This is a genomic window from Sphingomonas lacunae (genome assembly GCF_012979535.1).
Classification (GTDB): Bacteria; Pseudomonadota; Alphaproteobacteria; order Sphingomonadales; family Sphingomonadaceae; genus Sphingopyxis; species Sphingopyxis lacunae.
Map to the genome: position 1 here is coordinate 1,569,844 of NZ_CP053015.1, position 18,492 is coordinate 1,588,335.

Annotated in this window: 21 protein-coding genes; 12 read left to right on the forward strand and 9 right to left on the reverse strand. The window is 63.7% G+C overall.

From position 1 onward, the window contains the following. The first annotated feature begins 149 nt into the window (after positions 1-149). The 6 genes from GV829_RS07460 (at position 150) to GV829_RS07485 (ending at position 5,012) form a co-directional block, all read left to right on the forward strand. Positions 150-1,268, forward strand: coding sequence for an ABC transporter permease (locus GV829_RS07460; RefSeq protein WP_169945423.1), 1,119 nt, complete (start codon positions 150-152; stop codon positions 1,266-1,268). After that, positions 1,265-2,161: an ABC transporter ATP-binding protein gene (locus GV829_RS07465; RefSeq protein WP_425505406.1), complete on the forward strand. Its 897-nt coding sequence runs from the start codon at positions 1,265-1,267 to the stop codon at positions 2,159-2,161. The genes GV829_RS07460 and GV829_RS07465 overlap by 4 nt, the downstream gene beginning before the upstream one ends. 5 nt (positions 2,162-2,166) lie before the next feature. Further along, positions 2,167-3,120 (forward strand): MlaD family protein, encoded by a 954-nt coding sequence (locus tag GV829_RS07470; protein WP_169945425.1) that lies wholly within the window; start codon positions 2,167-2,169, stop codon positions 3,118-3,120. Continuing rightward, entirely contained in the window at positions 3,117-3,713 is a 597-nt protein-coding gene (locus GV829_RS07475; protein ID WP_169945428.1) for an ABC-type transport auxiliary lipoprotein family protein, read from the forward strand. The genes GV829_RS07470 and GV829_RS07475 overlap by 4 nt, the downstream gene beginning before the upstream one ends. Before the next feature lie 147 nt (positions 3,714-3,860). Then, the gene (locus GV829_RS07480) at positions 3,861-4,694 is read left to right on the forward strand and encodes an SDR family NAD(P)-dependent oxidoreductase (protein ID WP_169945431.1); all 834 of its coding nucleotides are present in this window, start codon (positions 3,861-3,863) and stop codon (positions 4,692-4,694) included. Between the two features lie 27 nt (positions 4,695-4,721). Then, positions 4,722-5,012 (forward strand): hypothetical protein, encoded by a 291-nt coding sequence (locus tag GV829_RS07485; protein ID WP_169945435.1) that lies wholly within the window; start codon positions 4,722-4,724, stop codon positions 5,010-5,012. A gap of 66 nt (positions 5,013-5,078) precedes the next feature. On the opposite strand, the gene GV829_RS07490 is transcribed toward GV829_RS07485, so the two are convergent. The 3 genes from GV829_RS07490 to GV829_RS07500 all read right to left on the reverse strand — a co-directional run bounded on the left by GV829_RS07490 (position 5,079) and on the right by GV829_RS07500 (position 7,063). Further along, entirely contained in the window at positions 5,079-5,618 is a 540-nt protein-coding gene (locus GV829_RS07490) for a thioredoxin family protein (protein ID WP_169945439.1), read from the reverse strand. Next, the gene (locus GV829_RS07495; protein WP_169945442.1) at positions 5,615-6,394 is read right to left on the reverse strand and encodes an SDR family NAD(P)-dependent oxidoreductase; all 780 of its coding nucleotides are present in this window, start codon (positions 6,392-6,394) and stop codon (positions 5,615-5,617) included. The genes GV829_RS07490 and GV829_RS07495 overlap by 4 nt, the downstream gene beginning before the upstream one ends. A 312-nt stretch (positions 6,395-6,706) precedes the next feature. After that, positions 6,707-7,063 (reverse strand): endonuclease domain-containing protein, encoded by a 357-nt coding sequence (locus tag GV829_RS07500; protein WP_169945446.1) that lies wholly within the window; start codon positions 7,061-7,063, stop codon positions 6,707-6,709. A 240-nt stretch (positions 7,064-7,303) separates the two neighbouring features. On the opposite strand from GV829_RS07500, the gene GV829_RS07505 reads away from it, so the two are divergent. After that, positions 7,304-8,827, forward strand: coding sequence for an acyl-CoA carboxylase subunit beta (locus tag GV829_RS07505; protein ID WP_169945449.1), 1,524 nt, complete (start codon positions 7,304-7,306; stop codon positions 8,825-8,827). Between the two features lie 12 nt (positions 8,828-8,839). Here the strand turns inward: GV829_RS07505 and GV829_RS07510 are convergent, their stop codons facing one another. Beyond that, a complete protein-coding gene (locus tag GV829_RS07510) occupies positions 8,840-9,319 on the reverse strand; it encodes a GNAT family N-acetyltransferase (RefSeq protein WP_169945452.1) in 480 nt (159 codons plus the stop codon). A gap of 7 nt (positions 9,320-9,326) precedes the next feature. Then, positions 9,327-10,463, reverse strand: coding sequence for a flavodoxin-dependent (E)-4-hydroxy-3-methylbut-2-enyl-diphosphate synthase (gene ispG, locus GV829_RS07515; protein ID WP_169945454.1), 1,137 nt, complete (start codon positions 10,461-10,463; stop codon positions 9,327-9,329). A gap of 245 nt (positions 10,464-10,708) precedes the next feature. Between ispG and GV829_RS07520 the strand changes: the two genes are divergently transcribed. Further along, on the forward strand, positions 10,709-11,470 hold the full coding sequence (locus tag GV829_RS07520) for a TorF family putative porin (RefSeq protein ID WP_169945456.1): 762 nt from the start codon (positions 10,709-10,711) through the stop codon (positions 11,468-11,470). A gap of 101 nt (positions 11,471-11,571) precedes the next feature. Here the strand turns inward: GV829_RS07520 and GV829_RS07525 are convergent, their stop codons facing one another. Next, positions 11,572-12,342, reverse strand: a complete 771-nt coding sequence (locus tag GV829_RS07525) for a sulfite exporter TauE/SafE family protein (protein WP_169945458.1) — start codon at positions 12,340-12,342, stop codon at positions 11,572-11,574. 105 nt (positions 12,343-12,447) lie between these two features. On the opposite strand from GV829_RS07525, the gene GV829_RS07530 reads away from it, so the two are divergent. Next, entirely contained in the window at positions 12,448-13,023 is a 576-nt protein-coding gene (locus tag GV829_RS07530; RefSeq protein ID WP_169945460.1) for a hypothetical protein, read from the forward strand. Positions 13,024-13,048: 25 nt separating this feature from the next. Here GV829_RS07530 and rlmN read toward each other — a convergent pair whose 3' ends face one another. Next, the gene (rlmN, locus tag GV829_RS07535) at positions 13,049-14,320 is read right to left on the reverse strand and encodes a 23S rRNA (adenine(2503)-C(2))-methyltransferase RlmN (RefSeq protein ID WP_169945463.1); all 1,272 of its coding nucleotides are present in this window, start codon (positions 14,318-14,320) and stop codon (positions 13,049-13,051) included. Positions 14,321-14,412: 92 nt separating this feature from the next. Here rlmN and GV829_RS07540 point away from each other — a divergent pair, with 92 nt between their 5' ends. Then, positions 14,413-14,832 carry a low affinity iron permease family protein gene (locus GV829_RS07540; protein WP_169948089.1) on the forward strand — a complete coding sequence of 140 codons (420 nt, stop codon included), beginning with the start codon at positions 14,413-14,415 and terminating at the stop codon, positions 14,830-14,832. 33 nt (positions 14,833-14,865) lie between these two features. Beyond that, complete coding sequence (locus GV829_RS07545) at positions 14,866-15,786, forward strand: dienelactone hydrolase family protein (protein ID WP_169945465.1); 921 nt, start codon at positions 14,866-14,868, stop codon at positions 15,784-15,786. A gap of 35 nt (positions 15,787-15,821) precedes the next feature. On the opposite strand, the gene GV829_RS07550 is transcribed toward GV829_RS07545, so the two are convergent. Both GV829_RS07550 and GV829_RS07555 read right to left on the reverse strand, forming a co-directional pair. After that, a complete protein-coding gene (locus GV829_RS07550) occupies positions 15,822-16,319 on the reverse strand; it encodes a hypothetical protein (protein ID WP_169945467.1) in 498 nt (165 codons plus the stop codon). Then, entirely contained in the window at positions 16,316-17,044 is a 729-nt protein-coding gene (locus GV829_RS07555; RefSeq protein WP_169945469.1) for a histidine phosphatase family protein, read from the reverse strand. Before GV829_RS07555 ends, GV829_RS07550 begins: the two co-directional genes overlap by 4 nt. 249 nt (positions 17,045-17,293) lie before the next feature. On the opposite strand from GV829_RS07555, the gene dnaN reads away from it, so the two are divergent. Then, positions 17,294-18,409: a DNA polymerase III subunit beta gene (gene dnaN, locus GV829_RS07560; protein ID WP_169945471.1), complete on the forward strand. Its 1,116-nt coding sequence runs from the start codon at positions 17,294-17,296 to the stop codon at positions 18,407-18,409. Positions 18,410-18,492 lie beyond the last annotated feature (83 nt).

Genomic DNA, 18,492 nt, shown 5'->3' on the forward strand with positions numbered 1-18,492 from the left:
GCGATCGGTGACCCTTGGCATGAGCGGACATCGGGTTATCAGGGCCGGTCCTGACGATCTGACCGTTGGCTTCGCCCCGCCAAACGATCATGTCTGCCACACAATAAGCGCTTGCCGAGAGCTGCCATTTTCCCCACTCTGGCTGTGGCATGACGATGGTGGCAGACTTTGCTGTAGAAAAAGCTGAAGGCCGAACAACCTTGCGTTTGTTCGGTCGCTACACGCTTGCGCGAATTGGTGGCGTCCATGACCGTCTGATGGCTGATGTCGGCGGAGATCGCAGCATAGCGGAAATCGACCTTTCGGCGATTGAGCGTATCGATACGGTTGGCGCCTGGGTTGTGGGCCGACTGGTTGCCTCGACAGGTGCCCGAGTTGTGGGCGCCAGTCCCGAGGCCAGGCTGCTGATCGAAGCAGTGGAGAGAGCCGACCAACCGGTTACGATCAGGCCTGATAGGGTGCATCCCTTTGTCCGAGTTGTTTCCGACATAGGCGGTAGCGTTCGTGGCAATTTGGCTGAGTTGGCTGGTTTGCTGGCACTCTTTGGCGGAACAATTTTGTCAGGCCTTGCTCTGCTGCGGCATCCTGGCCGTATTCGCTGGAGCGCTGTTGTTACCCGCTTCGAGGCTGTAGGGCTGCATGCCCTCGGCATTGTCGGATTGATGAGTTTTCTGATCGGCATCGTCATTGCGCAACAGGGGGCAACCCAGTTGCGCCAGTTCGGCATGGAGATATTCACCATCAATCTGGTGGGTCGTGCCTCGATCAGGGAGCTTGGTCTTTTGATGACCGCTATCATGGTTGCCGGACGTTCTGGCTCAGCCTTTGCTGCCCAGATTGGTACCATGAAGCTCACCGAAGAAGTCGATGCAATGCGCACCATCGGCGTTTCGCCAATGGAAGCTCTGGTGCTGCCGAGAGTGATTGCAACAACTCTGATGATGCCATTGCTGGGCTTTTATGCCTCAATCGCCGCGATATTGGGCGGCGGGTTGTTCTGCTGGATCGGTCTCGAGATTCCACCGCTTACATATGTGCAGCGCCTGCGTGAGATCATTCCCATGACAGATTTGTGGGCGATGCTGATCAAGGCTCCTGTGTTCGGGATGATCGTGGCTGTGACGGGTTGCTATCATGGACTTCAGGTCAAAGGAAATGCGGAGCAGGTTGGGCGGCGGACTACAGCCGCTGTTGTTCAAGGCATATTCCTAGTCATCGTACTTGATGCCTTCTTCGCTGTGTTTTTCACTTCGATCGGTTGGGAATGATGACTGGCCTCCATAGAGTTTCGGAAGCTGCCCCTGATGTGACGAATCAGGATGGCTTGCATGCTCCGGAAACGGATGACGGTCTGGCTATTAAAGTGCGTGGTCTTCGCAACGCCTTTGGCGCGCAGGTCATTCATGATCAGCTCGATTTGGACGTACGTAGAGGCGAGATTTTGGGGGTCGTTGGTGGCTCGGGTACCGGCAAATCGGTTTTGATGCGCTCGATCATCGGACTGCAAGTGCCCGAACACGGTGAGATTACGGTTTTCGGAACGTCGACACTCGATTTGTCGGACGATGCCGCGACAAGGGACGTCAGAAGGCGATGGGGAGTGTTGTTTCAAGGCGGCGCTCTTTTTTCAACTCTGACCGTTGCGGAGAATGTTCAGGTTCCGATCCGGGAATTTTATCCCGAACTCGGTCAGCAGTTGCTGGATGACATTTCTGCTTACAAGGTGGTTCTGGCCGGCCTACCTGCTAATGCCGGTCCAAAATATCCTTCGGAGCTCTCTGGAGGCATGGTCAAGCGCGCGGCGCTTGCAAGGGCGCTCGCCCTCGATCCGGCCTTGCTTTTCCTTGATGAACCGACGGCCGGTCTGGATCCCATCAGTGCCGCGGCTTTTGATGAACTGATCCGCGACTTGGCGGACACATTGGGACTGACGGTTCTGCTCATTACCCATGATCTGGATACCTTGCACAGCGTGTGCGACAGGGTCGCCGTCCTTGCTGATCGCCGGGTGATCGCGATCGGCACGATTGACCAGTTGGTTGCCACCGATCATCCTTGGATACAGGAGTATTTCATGGGGCCGCGCGGCAGGGCAGCGCAATTGGCGGACACCAGAAGGTCTGCCGGCAATTCGCCGGATATTCAGGCGAGCGGAGGCTGACACCAATGGAAACACGTTCGAACAATTTCCTTGTTGGCGTCGTCACGCTGATCCTGTTGCTGGCCGTCGCAGGTTTTACCGTGTGGTTGGCCAATGCTGGCGGGCGTGACCGCGTCGAGTATGACATTTTTTTCAAGCAGTCGGTTGAGGGCCTCAACAAGGGTTCCGCTGTACTCTTTTCTGGTGTGCCGGCGGGGCAGGTGACGGAGATAGCCCTCTGGCAGCCCGATCCGCAATTTGTCCGGGTGCGCATAGAAGTTGATGACAAGATTCCGATCTTACAGGGTACCACCGCCTCGATCAGTGGCGTTGGCTTCACAGGTGTTTCCCAAATTGCCCTTGATGGTGCTGTCAAGGATGCGCCACCAATTACCGAGGATGGGCCGGCGGGGCGACCGGTCATCCCGACCAAGTTGGCGGGGCTGGGCGAATTATTGAATTCGGCGCCTATGCTGTTGCAGCGCCTGTCGACGCTGACCGAACGGCTTACAGAACTGGCCGATGACCGAAACCAACAGAGTTTGGCGAATATTCTCGACAATATCGAAGCCGCGTCGGGAACCTTGGCACGCAATGGCCCGCAACTCGAGCAGGCGCTGGCGGAAGCGCGGCTTGCGGTGCAGCAGGCCGGCATAGCTGCGCAGCAAGTCGGGCAACTGGCCGCCACGACGGATGGTTTGTTGAATGAGCAAGGACGACCGATGATTGCGGACTTGCGGCGTGCTGTGACCGCTGCCGAACGCTCGATCACCACACTTGACGCTGCGATCAATGACGCTCGGCCAGGTTTGCAGGCGTTCAGCAGCCGGACCATTCCGGAAGCCAATGCGCTGATCCGCGATCTGCGGCGCAGTGCGACGACATTGTCTGCCGTGGCCGATCGGCTCGACCAGCAAGGCGCTGGAGGCATCCTCTCGCCGCAGCTGCCTGATTATGAAGAAGGGGATGATCGCCCATGAGTCATTTTGCCAAAAGCCTGATCGTGCTGCCCGGAGCGGCGCTGTTGCTGGCGGGATGCCTGAACCTGGGTGGCAATGTTCCTCCGCGATTGCTGAACCTGACCGCTACTTCGGCACCGGCCAACGACGCGGCGCGGAGCGGGACGGCGCAGTCGGCACTCACGGTTGTCATTCCGGCGGTGCCGCAAAAGCTGAGGACGGCGCGAGTGCCAGTCGAGACGGGCGGGTCGGCCGTGGCGTATCTCAAGGATGCGCAATGGGTCGAGCCGCCGGCGCGGTTGTTCCAGCGGCTGTTGTCGGAGACGCTGTCGGCGACGCAGAACCGGCTGGTGCTGACCGAGACTGAACTGATCAGTGCACCGGGGGAGTTGCTGAGCGGCGACCTGCTCAACTTTGGTGTGGATGCGGACCGCAATGAGGCGGTGGTGACCTATCAGGCGCTGCGGTTGACCAATGACGGTGCGACCATCTCGCAAAGGCGATTTGAGGCGCGGGAGTCGGTGGGGGAATTGACGCCGGGTAATGCCGGAGCGGCGCTCAACCGGGCGGCGAACCGGGTCGCGGGTGACGTAGCGGTTTGGATGGCGCAGTAGAGGGCGAGATAGAGCGACCAATCGCCATCGATGAAAATATAAGTCATTGAAATATAAACAATAAAGTCCGCGCACTGGAAACGCGCACGCGCCGGAAAGCGGGGTTGCCTTTGGTGCCGCATGCAGGGAATTTTGAGGGAGTTGGTCATGGATTTGAACGGTCGCATCGCCTGGGTCACCGGCGCGTCTTCGGGCATTGGCAAGGCACTGGCGGTGGCGCTGGCCGCGGAAGGGGCGTCGCTGATCCTCTCGGGCCGACGTGCCGACGCGCTGGAGGACACGGCCAACGCGGTGCGCGACGCGGGCGGCGGCGAGAGCCTGATCCTGCCGTTCGACACGACCGATCTTGCCGCGCTGCCCGCTGTGGTCGCCAAGGCGGCGGGGTGGCGCGGCGGCATCGACGTGCTGGTCAACAATGCCGGGATCAGCCAGCGCAGCCTGGCGGTCGATACCGAGACGGGCGTCTATGACAAGGTGATCGCCACCGATTTGATGGCGCCGATCCACCTGACCCAGCATTGCCTGCCACACCTGACCGCCCAGCGCGAAGGTGGGGCAGGGGCGATGGTCGTGGCGATCTCCTCGGTCGCCGGGAGGGCCGGCGTGCCGTTGCGTACCGCCTATTGCGCGGCGAAGCATGGCATCATCGGTTATATGGACGCACTCAGGGCCGAAGCGGAGATCGCGCATGGCCTGAGGGTGCTCAACGTGTTGCCGGGCTCGATTGCCACCGATGTCGCCCGCAACGCGCTGACCGCCGGGGGCGACAAGCAGGGCCATAGCGACCCGCAGATCGACAATGGCATTCCGGCGGAAGAGTGCGCCGCGGCGATTGTTGCCGCGATGAAGGCCGATCAGCGCGAACTGATCTTTGCCCAGGGCGTTGAGGCAGAGATTGCCCGATTGCGCCACGATGACCCGGAGACGCTGTTTGGCATGACGGCGAAACTGGGCGCACGGATTGCCGGGGTTGAGGGGTAAGGCAACACGGCCCTGACGGAGACAAACATGGCGCAGCGTGTCGTCCGTATGGGAACGGTCTTGCTGGCATTAGCCGTTGCCGGTTGCGCCGATGATTCCGCGCCAAAGGGTTATGAAGCATTCGAACGCGACGTCTCGCAGAACCGCCTTGGCAGCCAGCCGGACACATGGATAGAGATAAAGAACCTCTCAGGCGAATGGGAGAAAACCGGCCTGATTTTTGGATATGTGAATGATTACGAGGAATGCCAAAAGGCCATCGCGGGGTTGAAGGCGGAGAATTACGCCCGGGAGTATCGTTGTAGTCCTGCGAACTAAGGCCCCTCCGCCAGTCACTGCGTGCCTGCCACCTCCCCATCGCAAGTCGATGGGGAGAATAACGCTTTAGGGGTTTGGAACCGGCGCGACCGCGCGGCTGAAGTGGCGGTAGATGGCTTCGGGCTTGCGGCTGGCCGCGTTGCGCCATGTAGGCGCGTCTTCAAGATTGGTGGCTGTGCCCTGGGGGGTCAGGATGAGGACGGTCGGTGTCCCTTCGAGCGGGGGCAGGCCAAAGCGGCGGGCGATGTCGAGGTTGCGGTCCCGGTGGCCGACATCGACCCAGACCAGTTCATACCGGGCATCAAGCATGGTGGCGAAGCGAGGCGTGTCGAACAGGTCCCACAGCGCCATGCTGTCATGGCACCAGTCACCGCCCATGATCAGGAGGACATGCCTGCCCGACGCCCGCGCCGCGGCGAGAGCGGCGTTGACGTCGGCTGTGGCAGCGCGGCTGGGGTCATAAGCCGGGGCACCACCCACAGCTTCGGCAGGGTCTATAGCAGCAGCCTCCACAGCGGCCTGTTCAGGTGCGCTCGGCGTGGCGCCGGCACTGGCAGGGGCGGCGAGTGCAAAAAGCGTTGTCGCCGTCCACTGCCGCAGCTTCACTTTTTGAAGCCTCCGCCAGAGCCATCGATGCTGAGCATCTGGCCCGAGCAATAGGGGTTTGCGGGGGAAACGAACCAGAGCACGGCGGCGGCGACATCATCGGGCGTGGGCACCCGGCCAAAGGGGAAGCCCTTGTCGAGTTCGTGAATGTCGGCGACGCCGGTGACCGCGCGGGCGAGCCGTTCACCCATGTCGGTGACGGTCAGCGCCGGTTTGACGATGTTGACGCGAACGCCGTTGGGCATTTCCTCCTTCGCCAGCGTGAGGGCGAGCGATTCCATCGCCGCCTTGCCCATATTATAGGGCGCGCCATTGGCGGCATGACCATCCGTGGCGACCGAAGAGATCATGATGATGTCTGACCGCGCCGCCTTGCGCAGGTGCGGCAGGGCATAGTGACTGACATAATGCGGGGCGAGGGCGTGGACCGCCATGACGCGTTGCAATTCGGCAGGGTCGGTATCGGCAACACTGCGGCCCGATGAGGCAATGCCGGCATTGTTGACGAGAATGTCGAGCACGCCAAAATCCCGGATGACCTCTCCGATCATCGCTTCGCAGGCCTCGGCCTCACCGACGCTGGCCGAATAGATTTCGGCCTTGCGGCCCATGCCGCGGATCTCGGCGGCGACCGCCTGGGCGGCATCCTCGTCACGGCGATAGTTGATCGCGACGTCGGCGCCGGCGCGGGCGAGGGCAAGCGCGATGCCACGGCCAATGCCGCGTGATCCGCCGGTGACAAGGGCAGTGCGCCCGGAGAGGTCAATGCTGTTCATGGGCGTGAGTTTTGGCGCGGGGGTGGGCTTTGTCCAGCGTGAAGTGGGGGCAGCTGGCGGGAGTGACAGGGTGCCCCTCCATCACCCTCCGGTAGGCCCCCTTCCCATCGCACGTCGATGGCGACGGTTGCGCCCGTCCACCCACCCCGCTGCGACTAATTCGTTTCGCTCATAAGTCTCGCGCCCCTCCCGCCAGCGGGAGGGGGGAAGGAGGAGGGAGGTCTTTGCGCATCTTCGGCCAGCGGGAGGGGGCATTCCTTTCCCGCTGGCGGGAGAGGATAGGGGAGGTTGGCGGTTTGCCGCCTACCGGACCTAGGTGAGGGTGGCAGAGCGACGCTGGAGTTCCGCGAGCAGCACCGTCAGCACCCCCTCGATATTGCCCATGACCTCATTGTTCCAGAAGCGCACGACACGATAGCCTTGGTCCTCCAACCAGGCCGTGCGGGCTGCGTCGGTTTCCTCTGTGTGCTGGCCACCATCGACCTCGACGATAAGTCTGGCAGAGATGCAGAGGAAATCAGCGATATAGGGGCCTATGCTGGCCTGCCTTCTGAATTTGTAGCCTGACAATTGCCGGTTGCTGATGGACCGCCAGAGGCACCGCTCAGCCTCGGTGCTGTCGCGGCGGAAGCGAGCGGCATGAGGGTTGGTCTGACGGGTGATGGGCATGGCGCGATGATGTCTTTGGGGGACGACAGGTCAAGCCGAGGTTGGTTCATTGTGGTGACGGTTGCGCCCGTCCACCCACCCCGCTGCGACTAATTCGTTTCGCTCATAAGTCTCGCCCCCCTCCCGCCAGCGGGAGGGGGGAAGGAGGGGGAGGCCTTGCGCGTCTCCCGCCAGCGGGAGGGGCGGCTCCCCCACCATTATCAGCTTGCGCGCACAGGCTGTGCCAATAGGTTGGCGGGCATGACTGACTGGACACCGGAAATCGAGGAACTCCACCTGCGCCAGCAAATGGCCGAGCGCATGGGCGGGGAGGAGAAGGTTGCGCGACAGCACAGCCGGGGCAAGATGGATGCGCGGGCGCGGCTGGCCGCCATCGTCGATCCGGGCAGTTTTCGCGAGATTGGCAAGATTGCCGGGCGGGGCAGCTATGATGCCGATGGCAATCTGGTGGACCTCGCCGCGTCGAACTTCATCTTTGGCCGGGCCAATGTGAACGGTCGCCCGGTGGTGGCGTCGGCCGATGACTTCACCGTGCGCGGCGGGGCGGCGGATGCGGCGTTGCACCGCAAATTCATCCAGTGTGAGGCGATGGCGCATGAAATGGGCCTGCCGCTGATCCGCATGATCGATGGCACGGGTGGCGGCGGATCGGTCAAGACGCTCGAGGAAACGGGCTATACCTATGTCCCCGCCGTGCCGGGCTGGGGTGACATCATCGCCAATCTCGACACGGTGCCGGTGGTGGCGCTTGCACTGGGGCCGACCGCCGGGCTGGGCGCGGCGCGGGTGGTCGCGAGCCATTATTCGATCATGGTCAAGGGCCTGTCGCAACTGTTTGCCGCCGGGCCTGCAGTGGCGGCGGCGATTGGCGACACGCTCGACCGCGAGCAGCTTGGCGGGGTCGAAGTCCATGCGCGCAATGGCGTGGTGGACGAGGAAGTCGCCAGTGAGGCCGAAGCGTTCGCGGCGGCGCGGCGGTTCCTCTCCTACCTGCCCGACAATGTGAACCGGTTGGCACAGCGGACCCAGCCGACCGACCGGGTCGGGCGGCGCGACCAGTCCTTGCTCGCCGCCGTGCCGCGCGATGCCAAGCAGGTCTATTCGATGCGGCGCATATTGGAGAGCGTTGTCGACAAGGGATCGCTGTTCATCATGGGCGCGCGCTGGGGGCGGGCGGCGATCACCGCCTTTGCCCGGCTCGATGGCTGGCCGGTGGCGGTGCTGGCGAGCGACCCGAGCTATCTCGGCGGATCATGGGATGCGCGGACCAGCGAGAAGGCCGAACGCTTCGTCAAGCTGGCCGACCAGTTCCGCCTGCCCATCGTCCATCTGGTCGACAATCCCGGTTTCATGATCGGCGGGGAGGCCGAGCGGACGGGGACGATCCGCTATGGCGTTCAGGCGATGAACGCGATTTACCGGGCAAAAGTGCCGCTGGCGTCGGTCATCATCCGCCGCGCCTATGGCATCGCCGGCAGCGCGATGAGCAATGCCGAACGGTTCCAGTACCGCTTTGCCTGGCCGAGCGGGGACTGGGGCAGCCTGCCGATCGAGGGTGGGGTCGAGGTCGCCTACAAGAGCGAGCTGGCAGCGGCCGAGGACCCGGCGGCGCATCTGGAGGCTATCCGCGCGCGATTGAACAAGGTGCGCAGCCCGTTCCGCACGGCCGAGAAGTTCGGCGTCGAGGACATCATCGACCCGCGCGACACGCGGCCCTTGCTGTGCGAATTTGCCGAGCTGGCGTGGCGCAAGCTGGGGGCGTGACGCCCTCTTGCCTCAGGCGGCGGCGAGGCCGGTGAGGGCATCCCCGTCAACGCGCATGACCGTCCATTCGTCCATCAGCCGGGCGCCGAGTTTCTTGTAAAAGCCGATGGCGGGTTCGTTCCAGTCGAGCACGCTCCATTCGAGGCGGGCGCAATCGCGCTCGACCGCGATGGCAGCGAGTCGGCTGAGCAGCGCCTTGCCGAGGCCCGAGCCGCGCGCGGCAGGGCGAACGAACAGATCCTCGAGATAGACGCCCGGCTTCCCCTCAAAGGTCGAGAAATTGTGGAAGAAGAGGGCGAACCCCTGCGGCTCTCCGTCAATCTCCCCGATGATGACTTCGGCATAGGGGCGGGCACCGAACAGCTTCTCCCCCATCACCGCTTCATCAAAGCGTACCTCGTCGGCCAGCTTCTCATAGTCGGCGAGGTCGCGGATGAATTGCGCGATGAGCGACAGGTCGGCGCGGCTTGCGGGGCGGATCGAGAGGGTCATGCGCTGATCAGCTGTGCTTGCCGTGGGTCACGTCCATGCTGACGGCGCGGCCAGCGTCGATCTCCGCCGCCTTGGCTTCGACGAGGCTGACGATATGGGCGATCATGTCGTCATCCTGGACATGATGGTCGGTCACGCCTGACAGATAGACCATATGCTTGCCATTGCCGCCGCCGGTGATGCCGATGTCGGTCTCCCGCGCCTCGCCGGGTCCATTGACAACGCAGCCAAGGACCGAGAGCGACATGGGGGTGCGGATGTGGCTGAGCGCGTCTTCAAGCTTTTCGACCGTGCGGATCACGTCAAAACCCTGTCGCGCGCAGCTGGGGCAGGAGACAATGCGGACACCGCGGGTACGCAGGCCGAGGGCCTTGAGGATGTCGTAACCGACGCGCACTTCCTGTTCGGGCTCTGCCGAGAGGGAGACTCGGATGGTATCGCCGATGCCGAACCACAACAGGCTGCCGAGGCCGATGGCCGACTTGACCGTGCCCGAGATCAGCCCGCCGGCTTCGGTGATGCCAAGGTGCAGCGGGCAATCGACCGCTTCGGCAAGCTGTTGGTAAGCGGCGACGGCGAGGAAGACGTCCGACGCCTTTACCGCGACCTTGTACTCGTGAAAATCATGGTCCTGCAGCAGCTTGATATGGTCGAGCGCGGATTCGACCAGCGCCTCGGGGCAAGGCTCGCCATATTTTTCGAGCAGGTCCTTTTCGAGGCTGCCGGCGTTGACACCGATGCGGATGGCGCAACCATTCGCCTTGGCCGCGCGGACGACTTCGGCGACACGCTCGCTGCTGCCGATATTGCCGGGATTGATGCGGAGACAGGCGGCACCAGCGTCGGCAGCCTCAAGCGCACGCTTGTAGTGGAAATGGATGTCGGCGACGATCGGAACGGTCGATGCGCGGACAATCTGTTTGAAGCCGGCGGTCGCTTCCTCGGTCGGGCAGGAGACACGGATGATATCCGCCCCGGCTTCCTCACAGCGGCGAATCTGCTCGACGGTGGCCTTGACGTCCTCGGTCGGCGTGTTGGTCATCGTCTGCACCGTGATCGGCGCATTGCCGCCAACGGGCACATTGCCAACCATGATCTGGCGCGAGGGACGGCGGATGATATCGCGCCAGGGACGAATGGACATGAGGCCTCTCTGAGCAGGGTGGCAACCGGGGGGAATGATGGCGCCGCTATACCGCCCCCTGTTGCGCCGATGCAACATGATGCGCCGCTTTGACACGCATGAACTGCTTTTTTCCTTGTGCGCCGCAGCATGGCTGTGCACAAAGCCGTTGACGCGAATGACTTTCCGGCGGGGCGCAGCCCGGCGACAGAGAAAAGCGGCGCGCGCAGGTGGGACGGAACGCAACAACCTGAAGGGGTTCAATAATGCGCACGTCCATGAAGGGTCTGGTGGCCCTCGCTCTCCTTTCGTCTTCCGTTCCTGCTTTCGCGCAGGACGAAGCTCCGCCCAGCGACATCACCGTTACCGGCAGCGTCACTGTTGTCAGCGACTATCGTTTCCGCGGCATCTCCCAGACTGACGAGGATTTTGCCGTGCAGGGCGGCATCACCGTCTCGCACGCGTCGGGCGTCTATGCCGGTATCTGGGGTTCGAGCATCAGCGATTATGTGGCCGCCGGCGGCGATCAGGAAATCGACTTCTCGCTGGGTTACAGCACCGAAGTGGCTCCCGGCACGGTGATCGATGTCGGTGCCATCTATTATTACTATCCCGGCGCCGAATCGGTGATTCCGGGATACAACTCGGACTTCCTGGAAACCTATGCCAGCGTGAAGCACAGCTTCGGTCCGGCATCGGCCAAGCTGCTGGTCGCCTATGCCCCCAAGCAGAGCGCGCTTAGCATCGGCGCCGGCAAGGAAGATAATCTGTACATCGGTACCGACCTGTCGATCGGCATTCCCGATACGCCGGTCAGCCTGTCGGCCCACTTTGGCCACAGCTTTGGCCCCAGCTATCTGACCATCGGTAGCGAGTATAGCGACTGGAGCATCGGCGCATCCTATGCGGCCGGGCCGGTGACCTTCGGTGTCAGCTATGTTGATGCCAGCGGTGGTGCCTTTGTCTCCCCGTCAGGTCGCGACATCGCCGATGGCGCGCTGTTGTTCAGCGTCGGCGCCAGCTTCTGAGCTGAACGGGACCAGACCCGCCGCGGCTAACCGCGGCGGTCATGCGGCAGGCGGCGCTTCCGGGGGGATGCGCTGCCTGTTGTGTTTGCAAACATCAGCACTCACCCATAGGCCCGGACAAAGAACACCGCTGTCGTCGCCGCCGTCACCGCCAGCGTCCACCAGCGGATGGCAAGCGCGGGCAGGCGGTTGCCGATCTTGGCCCCTGCCCAGCCGCCGATCAGCGCGCCGAGCAGCATCGGCACGCACCAGCGCCAGTCCACCATGCCGAGCCCGATGAAGATCAGCGCGGCGGCGGTGTTGGCGATGCCGAGCATCAGCGTGCGCGGCGCCATCAGCCGGTGCGGCGGCAGATGGGCGAGCAGACCATAGGTCGCCGTCGTCATGATGCCGACCCCGCCGCCGAAATAGCCGCCATAAAGGCCGAGCAGCGCCTGCGCGACGAGCAGCGTCCGCGCGCCGATGCTGACCCGCTCATGCAGCCATCCCGCAACCGACTTGCCAAAGGCGATGGCGAGAAAGGCGATCAGCAACAGCCAGGGGATAATGATGTCAAAAGTGTGCGTCGGCGTCGCCACCAGCAACAACGACCCGCCCAGCCCACCGGCAAAGGTGATCAGCCCCAGCGTGCGGATCGACACGCCGCCCAGCGGCTTCAGATCATGGCGAAACCCCCAGGCAGCGGAAAGCGCCCCCGGCTGCAACGCGACATTGCTGGTCGCATTGGCCGTGGTCGACGGCAGCCCCAGCGCAATCAGCGCCGGTAGTGTCGCAAAGGTCCCACCCCCTGCCAAGGCATTCATCGCCCCGCCCAGAAATCCGGCGCCCGCAGCGAGGGCAAGCGTGGCAGGGGTGAGCGCGGCAAAGTCCATCGCGCGGCGTTAGGGGATTTTGGGTGGTGTGGCGAGGGGGTGCTAACCAACTGGCAAGGCGCGTGAGGCTATTGATGGCGAGACGGCGGATGTGATGGGGCGCATGTGGACAAGATGATGGATCATGGCGGACTGCGCCTGTCGGGCAGGGTACTGCTGCTGTCTGCCACGCCTTTTGTCCTGCCGCTGCTGCTGACCTTTGCCCTGGCCCTGACCATCGGCGAAAGCTGGCCACGTCAGATCGCGCCGGGATCTGGCCTCAAACTGGCGGGGCTGCTGGCAACGGCGGGGGTAACGGCGCTGGTCGCGCTGTGGGTGGGCCGGGGATTGCCGACACCGATGCGGCGCTTTGTCGCGCTGTTCGCGATGGTCACCGGCCTGATGGGCTGGCCGGTGTGGAGCGTCGGAATCCTGCCCAGCCTCAACGGCGCACAACTCGGCCCGCGCCAGACGGTGACAATGGCCGTGGAAGGGCTTGAAACCTCGCGCCGCACCAAATCCAACGTGATCGATCATTGGGCCAGATTGCGCCCGATCGAACCCGATGCGCCAGTGGCGGCGGGCCGTTACTTCATTGACGAGGCAAGCCACGTACGCTGGACAGCGACACGCGCCACCACGGTGAAGTTGGAGGTGGCAAGCGGTGCCTTGGGCGCGGTGGTGGTGACGGGGACGGAGTGAAGATCGGCGTTGGGGCTTCTATCGTTCAGCCCAGCGCGGCCTGTTTTTCCTCGGCGAGGCGGTCGAGTTCGGCGCGGCTCATCTTTTGCGCCTGCGTTTTCAACTGGCCGCAGGCGGCGGCAATGTCCCGCCCGCGCGGGGTGCGGACCGGGGCGCTGATGCCGGCGTTGAATATGATGTCGCTGAACCGCTGGATGCGCTCGGGCGTCGAGCATTCGTACAGCGCGCCGGGCCAGGGGTTGAAGGGGATCAGGTTGACCTTGGCCGGCAGGCGGTACTGGCGGATCAGGCGGACCAGTTCCTGTGCATCCTCGTCGCTGTCATTCTTGTCCTTGAGCATGACATATTCGAAGGTGATGCGCCGGGCATTGTTGGCGCCGGGGTAGGCGGCACAGGCGCCGAGCAACTCGTCGATGCCATATTTGCGGTTGATCGGCACGATCTCGTCGCGAATCTCCTTGCTCACCGCGTGCAGGCTGACGGCGAGGTTGACGCCGATTTCCTCGCCCGCGCGGGCCATCATCGGCACGACGCCGCTGGTCGACAGGGTGATGCGCCGCTTGGACAGGGCGAGGCCGTCGCCGTCCATGACGATCTTCATCGCGTCACGCACATTGTCGAAATTGTAGAGCGGTTCGCCCATGCCCATCAGCACGATATTGGTCAGCAGGCGGCCATCGGGGGTATAGTGGGGGGCGTCGTCATCCTCGGCCTCGTCAGCCTCCGGGCTGGCGCTGGCCATGCTGCCCTTGGGCCATTCGCCGAGCGAATCGCGGGCGAGCATCACCTGCCCAACTATCTCCCCGGCGGTGAGATTACGGACGAGGCGCATCGTGCCGGTGTGACAGAAACGGCAGTTCAGGGTGCAGCCGACCTGGCTGGAGATGCACAGCGTGCCACGATCGGCATCAGGGATGAACACCATCTCGAACTCATGCCCGTCGGCAGTGGCGAGCAGCCATTTGCGGGTGCCGTCGGACGAGACCTGAGCGGTGACGATGTCGGGACGGCCGACAACGAAGCGCTCGGCAAGCCAGGGACGCATCGCCTTGGCAATGTCGGTCATCGCGTCAAAGCTGTCGACGCCGCGATGATATATCCAGTGCCAGATCTGCTTGGCGCGCAGTTTCGCCTGTTTGGTATCGAGCCCCGCATCGGCCAGCACCTGGCGGATCGTGTCCCGCGGCAGGCCGACGAGGTCGATGCGGCCGTCCGGGCGGACAGGCACATCGCGGGCGACGGGGACAGGATCAATGGCGCCGGCGATCGGCATCAGGGGCGTGGCAATGGTGGACATGCGCCGCCACATAGCGTGAAATGCGGCAACTTGCCATCCATCTGCGCAGCCTATCTGGCCGCGCCATCACGCCACCCCGGAGTTTCCGCATGATCGACCGACTGTTTACCCGAATCGCCAGCCGCACCGCCCAATTTGCCGGGCAACCGCTGGCGTTCATCGTCGCGCTCAGCGTGATCATCCTGTGGGGGGTGACCGGTCCGCTGTTCGGCTATTCCGATACCTGGCAGCTGGTGATCAACACATCGACGACGATCATCACCTTTCTGATGGTATTTGTTATCCAGAACAGCCAGAATCGGGATGCGGCGGCATTGCAGGCGAAGCTGGACGAGTTGATCCGCGCGGTTGCCCATGCGCGCAACGAGTTCATAGGAATCGAGCATTTGTCCGATCATGAGGTGGAGGGCATTCGTGCCGCGCTGGAAAAGGAGGTGGCAGTGGCGGCTGACCAGATAGACCAGCGCCACCGTCGCCGGTCGACCTTGCAACGTCTGGCAAAGCGGCTGTGACCGCTGACGATCCGGGAAGGAAAGGGCCAAACCATGTGTGATGATCTGACAGAGAGCGACAACAGCCTGTTTTTTGCGCGGCGCGATGTCGCCAAGCTGGGGGCCGGAGCCGGACTCGCCGCGATGCTTGGCAGCTATGCGACGGCGGCCATGGGTGCGGAGACGACTCCTGTTGTCGCAGAAACGCCGGCGCTGCCGGTGACATCCGCCATGGTCGAGATTCCGACCCTCGATGGCACCGCAGACGCCTTTTTCGTCCACCCGGACAGCGGGCGGCATCCGGCCGTCATTCTGTGGCCGGATATTGCCGGGTTGCGTCCCGCCTATCAACAGATGGCTAATCGACTGGCGTCGGCTGGCTATGCCGTACTGGCGGTCAACCAATATTATCGTCGCGCCCGTTCACCGGTTTTGTCGAGCTTTGCCGAATGGCGTTCAGAGGCCGGACGTGCCCGGTTGCAACCGATGATCAATGACCTGATCCCGTGGGCGACGATGCGCGACGCCGACAGCTTTGTCAGCTGGCTCGATGCCCAGCCCAGCGTTGATGTGCGACGCGAAATCGGCAGTGCCGGCTATTGCATGGGTGGACCACATGCTTTTCGTACCGCTGCCGCAAGTGCCGGCCGGGTCGGGGCCATCGCGTCCTTCCATGGCGGTGGGCTGGTGACCGATGCTGGCGACAGTCCGCACCGGCTGATGGACCGGTTCACGGCTATCATGCTGATCGCCATTGCCCAGAATGACCATGACCGACGGCCTGGCGACAAGGACGCGCTGATCGCCGCGATGGAAGCGAATGACCGCCCCGGCGAGGTAGAGGTCTATCCCGCGCAGCATGGCTGGTGCACCATCGATTCACCGGTGTTTGATCCGGTTCAGGCCGAGCGGGCGTGGAGCCGCATGCTGGCGATGTTCGGCGAACGGTTGCAGGGACGAACCGAAGCAGCCTGAAGAGCGGAACGGCAGCTCAGGCGGGCGTCAGCAAACTAGCGACGGGCGCAGCCGAGCGCGGCGGCGTCGATCGCGGTGGCGGCGCCGCGCAGGCGCCAACTGGCGGTCATGGTTCCGCCGCGCTGGCCAATGGCGGTGACAGACATGGCGGTCGAGCTGCGCATCGCGGCGACGATGGCGGCGTCCATGCGGGCGTCGCGCGCCCAGGCACCTGCGCCGCGCGGGCTGAGCAGGAATCGCTGGCTGCCGATGGTCAGCGCGGGGGCGCGGCGGGTGTCGAGCGGGCGAGGGAAACGCAGGAAAATCTGGCTGCGGACGCGGTCGGCGGGCCAAAAGCCGATGGTGGCATAGCCGCCGGCTATGGTGGCGGATTCGGGCTCGGCAATGGCGTAGCAGCGCGGCGTTTCGGGATCGCGGAAGGCGCCCCAGTCGCCGAAGACGCCGAGTGAATCGCGGGCGAGGGCGGGGGTGGCGGGGAGCGCGGCGGTGAGGGTGGTGAGGGCGGCGAAAGTGAAGGCGAGATAGAGCCTCATTCCACCTCTCCATGGGGGTCCAGCCGGATCAGGGTTTCGCCGACATTACCGTTGTTATTCAATGCGTTACAGTCAATCAGAACGAAGCTGCCCTGCGGAATCCCCGGCGCCGCGGGCGCACCGAACCGTGCGTCGGTTTCCCGCCCCAAAAGCAGGCCGCGCAGCACCCGGCTCGACATGCCGTGCATGACGACGAGCCGGTCAACATCATCGCCGCCCACCGCGCCCAGCCAGTCGCTGAGCCGCGCCGCGACATCGCCATAGCTTTCCCCACCGGGCCCGACCCGGGTGAACAGGCCGGTGTCGGGACAGATGAAACTGCCATGCTCCACCGCCAGATCGGGGTAGTAGAGGCCCGACCAGTCCCCCACGTCAATTTCCTCCAGCCGCCGGTCGGCGCGGACGCTGTGCCAATCGGCGCCGGGCAGATGTTCGGCCATCACCGCGAGGGTTTGCAGCGCGCGGCCGGCGCTCGACGCGTGCAGCTCAAGCGGGGCATCGGCGGCGCGGCGGCCGGCGGCGGCTTCCTCTGCCAGCCAGCGGGCGAGCGCGGCGCCCATCGCATCCGCCTGGGCAAAGCCGGTGCGGGTCAGCGGCGTGTGCACCTGTCCCTGCCCCTGCATCCGCCGGGCCGCGTTGAACACGGTTTCACCATGGCGGGCGATGAACAGGCGGCCGCGCACAGGCGGCAAAGACGGGAGGGCATGGGGCGGCGCGCTGGTCATCGAGAGGTTCATCCGCGCGACTTATCCCCCAAAATCGGCCCCGCACAACAAAATCCGTTCCACCATGGTGACGGATAGTCCCGCGCGCCTTGCGACTCGCGCGCGAGCCGTTAAGGATAGTCCGCCACGGATGGGGGGAATCGGCCACGCGCCGGACGGCATTCGGCACCATCGCCGGAACCGCTTTCTCCCCGCACACACAGGTGACGGGTCGCACCCGTCAGGCATGAAGAGACGGACACAAACGGCATGCAGGCGAAAATTGAACGGGCGGTCTTGTTGCGGTGCCTGGGCCACATCCAGTCAGTGGTCGAACGGCGCAACACCATCCCCATCCTGTCCAACGTGCTGATCGAGGCGATCGGCACTTCGGTCATCCGGGTGATGGCGACCGACCTCGACATGCAGATTGTCGAAACGATCGATGCCAAGGTGGAAGTGCCCGGCGCGACGACCGTGTCGGCCCACCTGCTGTTCGAAATCGCCCGCAAGCTGCCCGAAGGCAGCGAAGTCGCGCTGAGCGCCGCCGACGGCGAAATGCTGGTCCGCGCCGGCCGTTACCAGTCCAAGCTGAAGACGCTGCCGCGCGATGACTTCCCGGTTATTGCCGAAGGCGACCTGCCGACCAGTTTCGAACTGGACGCCAAGGATATCGTCAGGATCATCGAAAAGACGCGCTTTGCCATCTCGACCGAGGAAACGCGTTATTATCTCAACGGCATTTTCCTGCATGTCTCGGACGAGGGCGAGGGCCTGCTGCGCGCCGCAGCGACCGATGGCCACCGCCTCGCCCGCTATACGCTGCCCCGGCCCGCCGGTGCGGAATCCATGCCCGACGTGATCGTGCCGCGCAAATGCGTGGGTGAGCTGCACAAGCTGCTCCAGGAAGTGGGCGATGCGCGGGTGCAGGTGGAACTTTCCCCCAGCAAGATCCGCTTCACGCTGGGCAGCGCGGTGCTGACCAGCAAGCTGATCGACGGCACCTTCCCCGATTACAGCCGCGTCATCCCGACGCAGAATGACAAGATACTGAAGGTGGATCCCAAGGCGTTCGGCCAGGGCGTTGACCGTGTGGCGACCATCGCCACCGACAAGACGCGCGCGGTGAAAATGGCGCTCGACAATGACCGCGTCACCCTCTCCGTCACCAGCCCCGAAAATGGCACGGCGAGCGAGGAAGTCTCCGGCGGATACAGCAGCGCGCCGATCGAAATCGGCTTCAACGCCCGTTACCTCAAAGACATCATCGACCAGATCGACGGCGACAGCGTGGAACTCCACCTGGCCGACGCCAGCGCGCCGACGCTGATCAAGGAAAATGACAAGTCACCGGCACTGTATGTACTGATGCCGATGCGGGTTTGATCCAAACTAAACTGTGCAATTGTTTGGCCCGGCGAGGTTGCTCGCCGGGCCGTTTTTTTTTGCCGAAACTGGTCCGGTCCGTC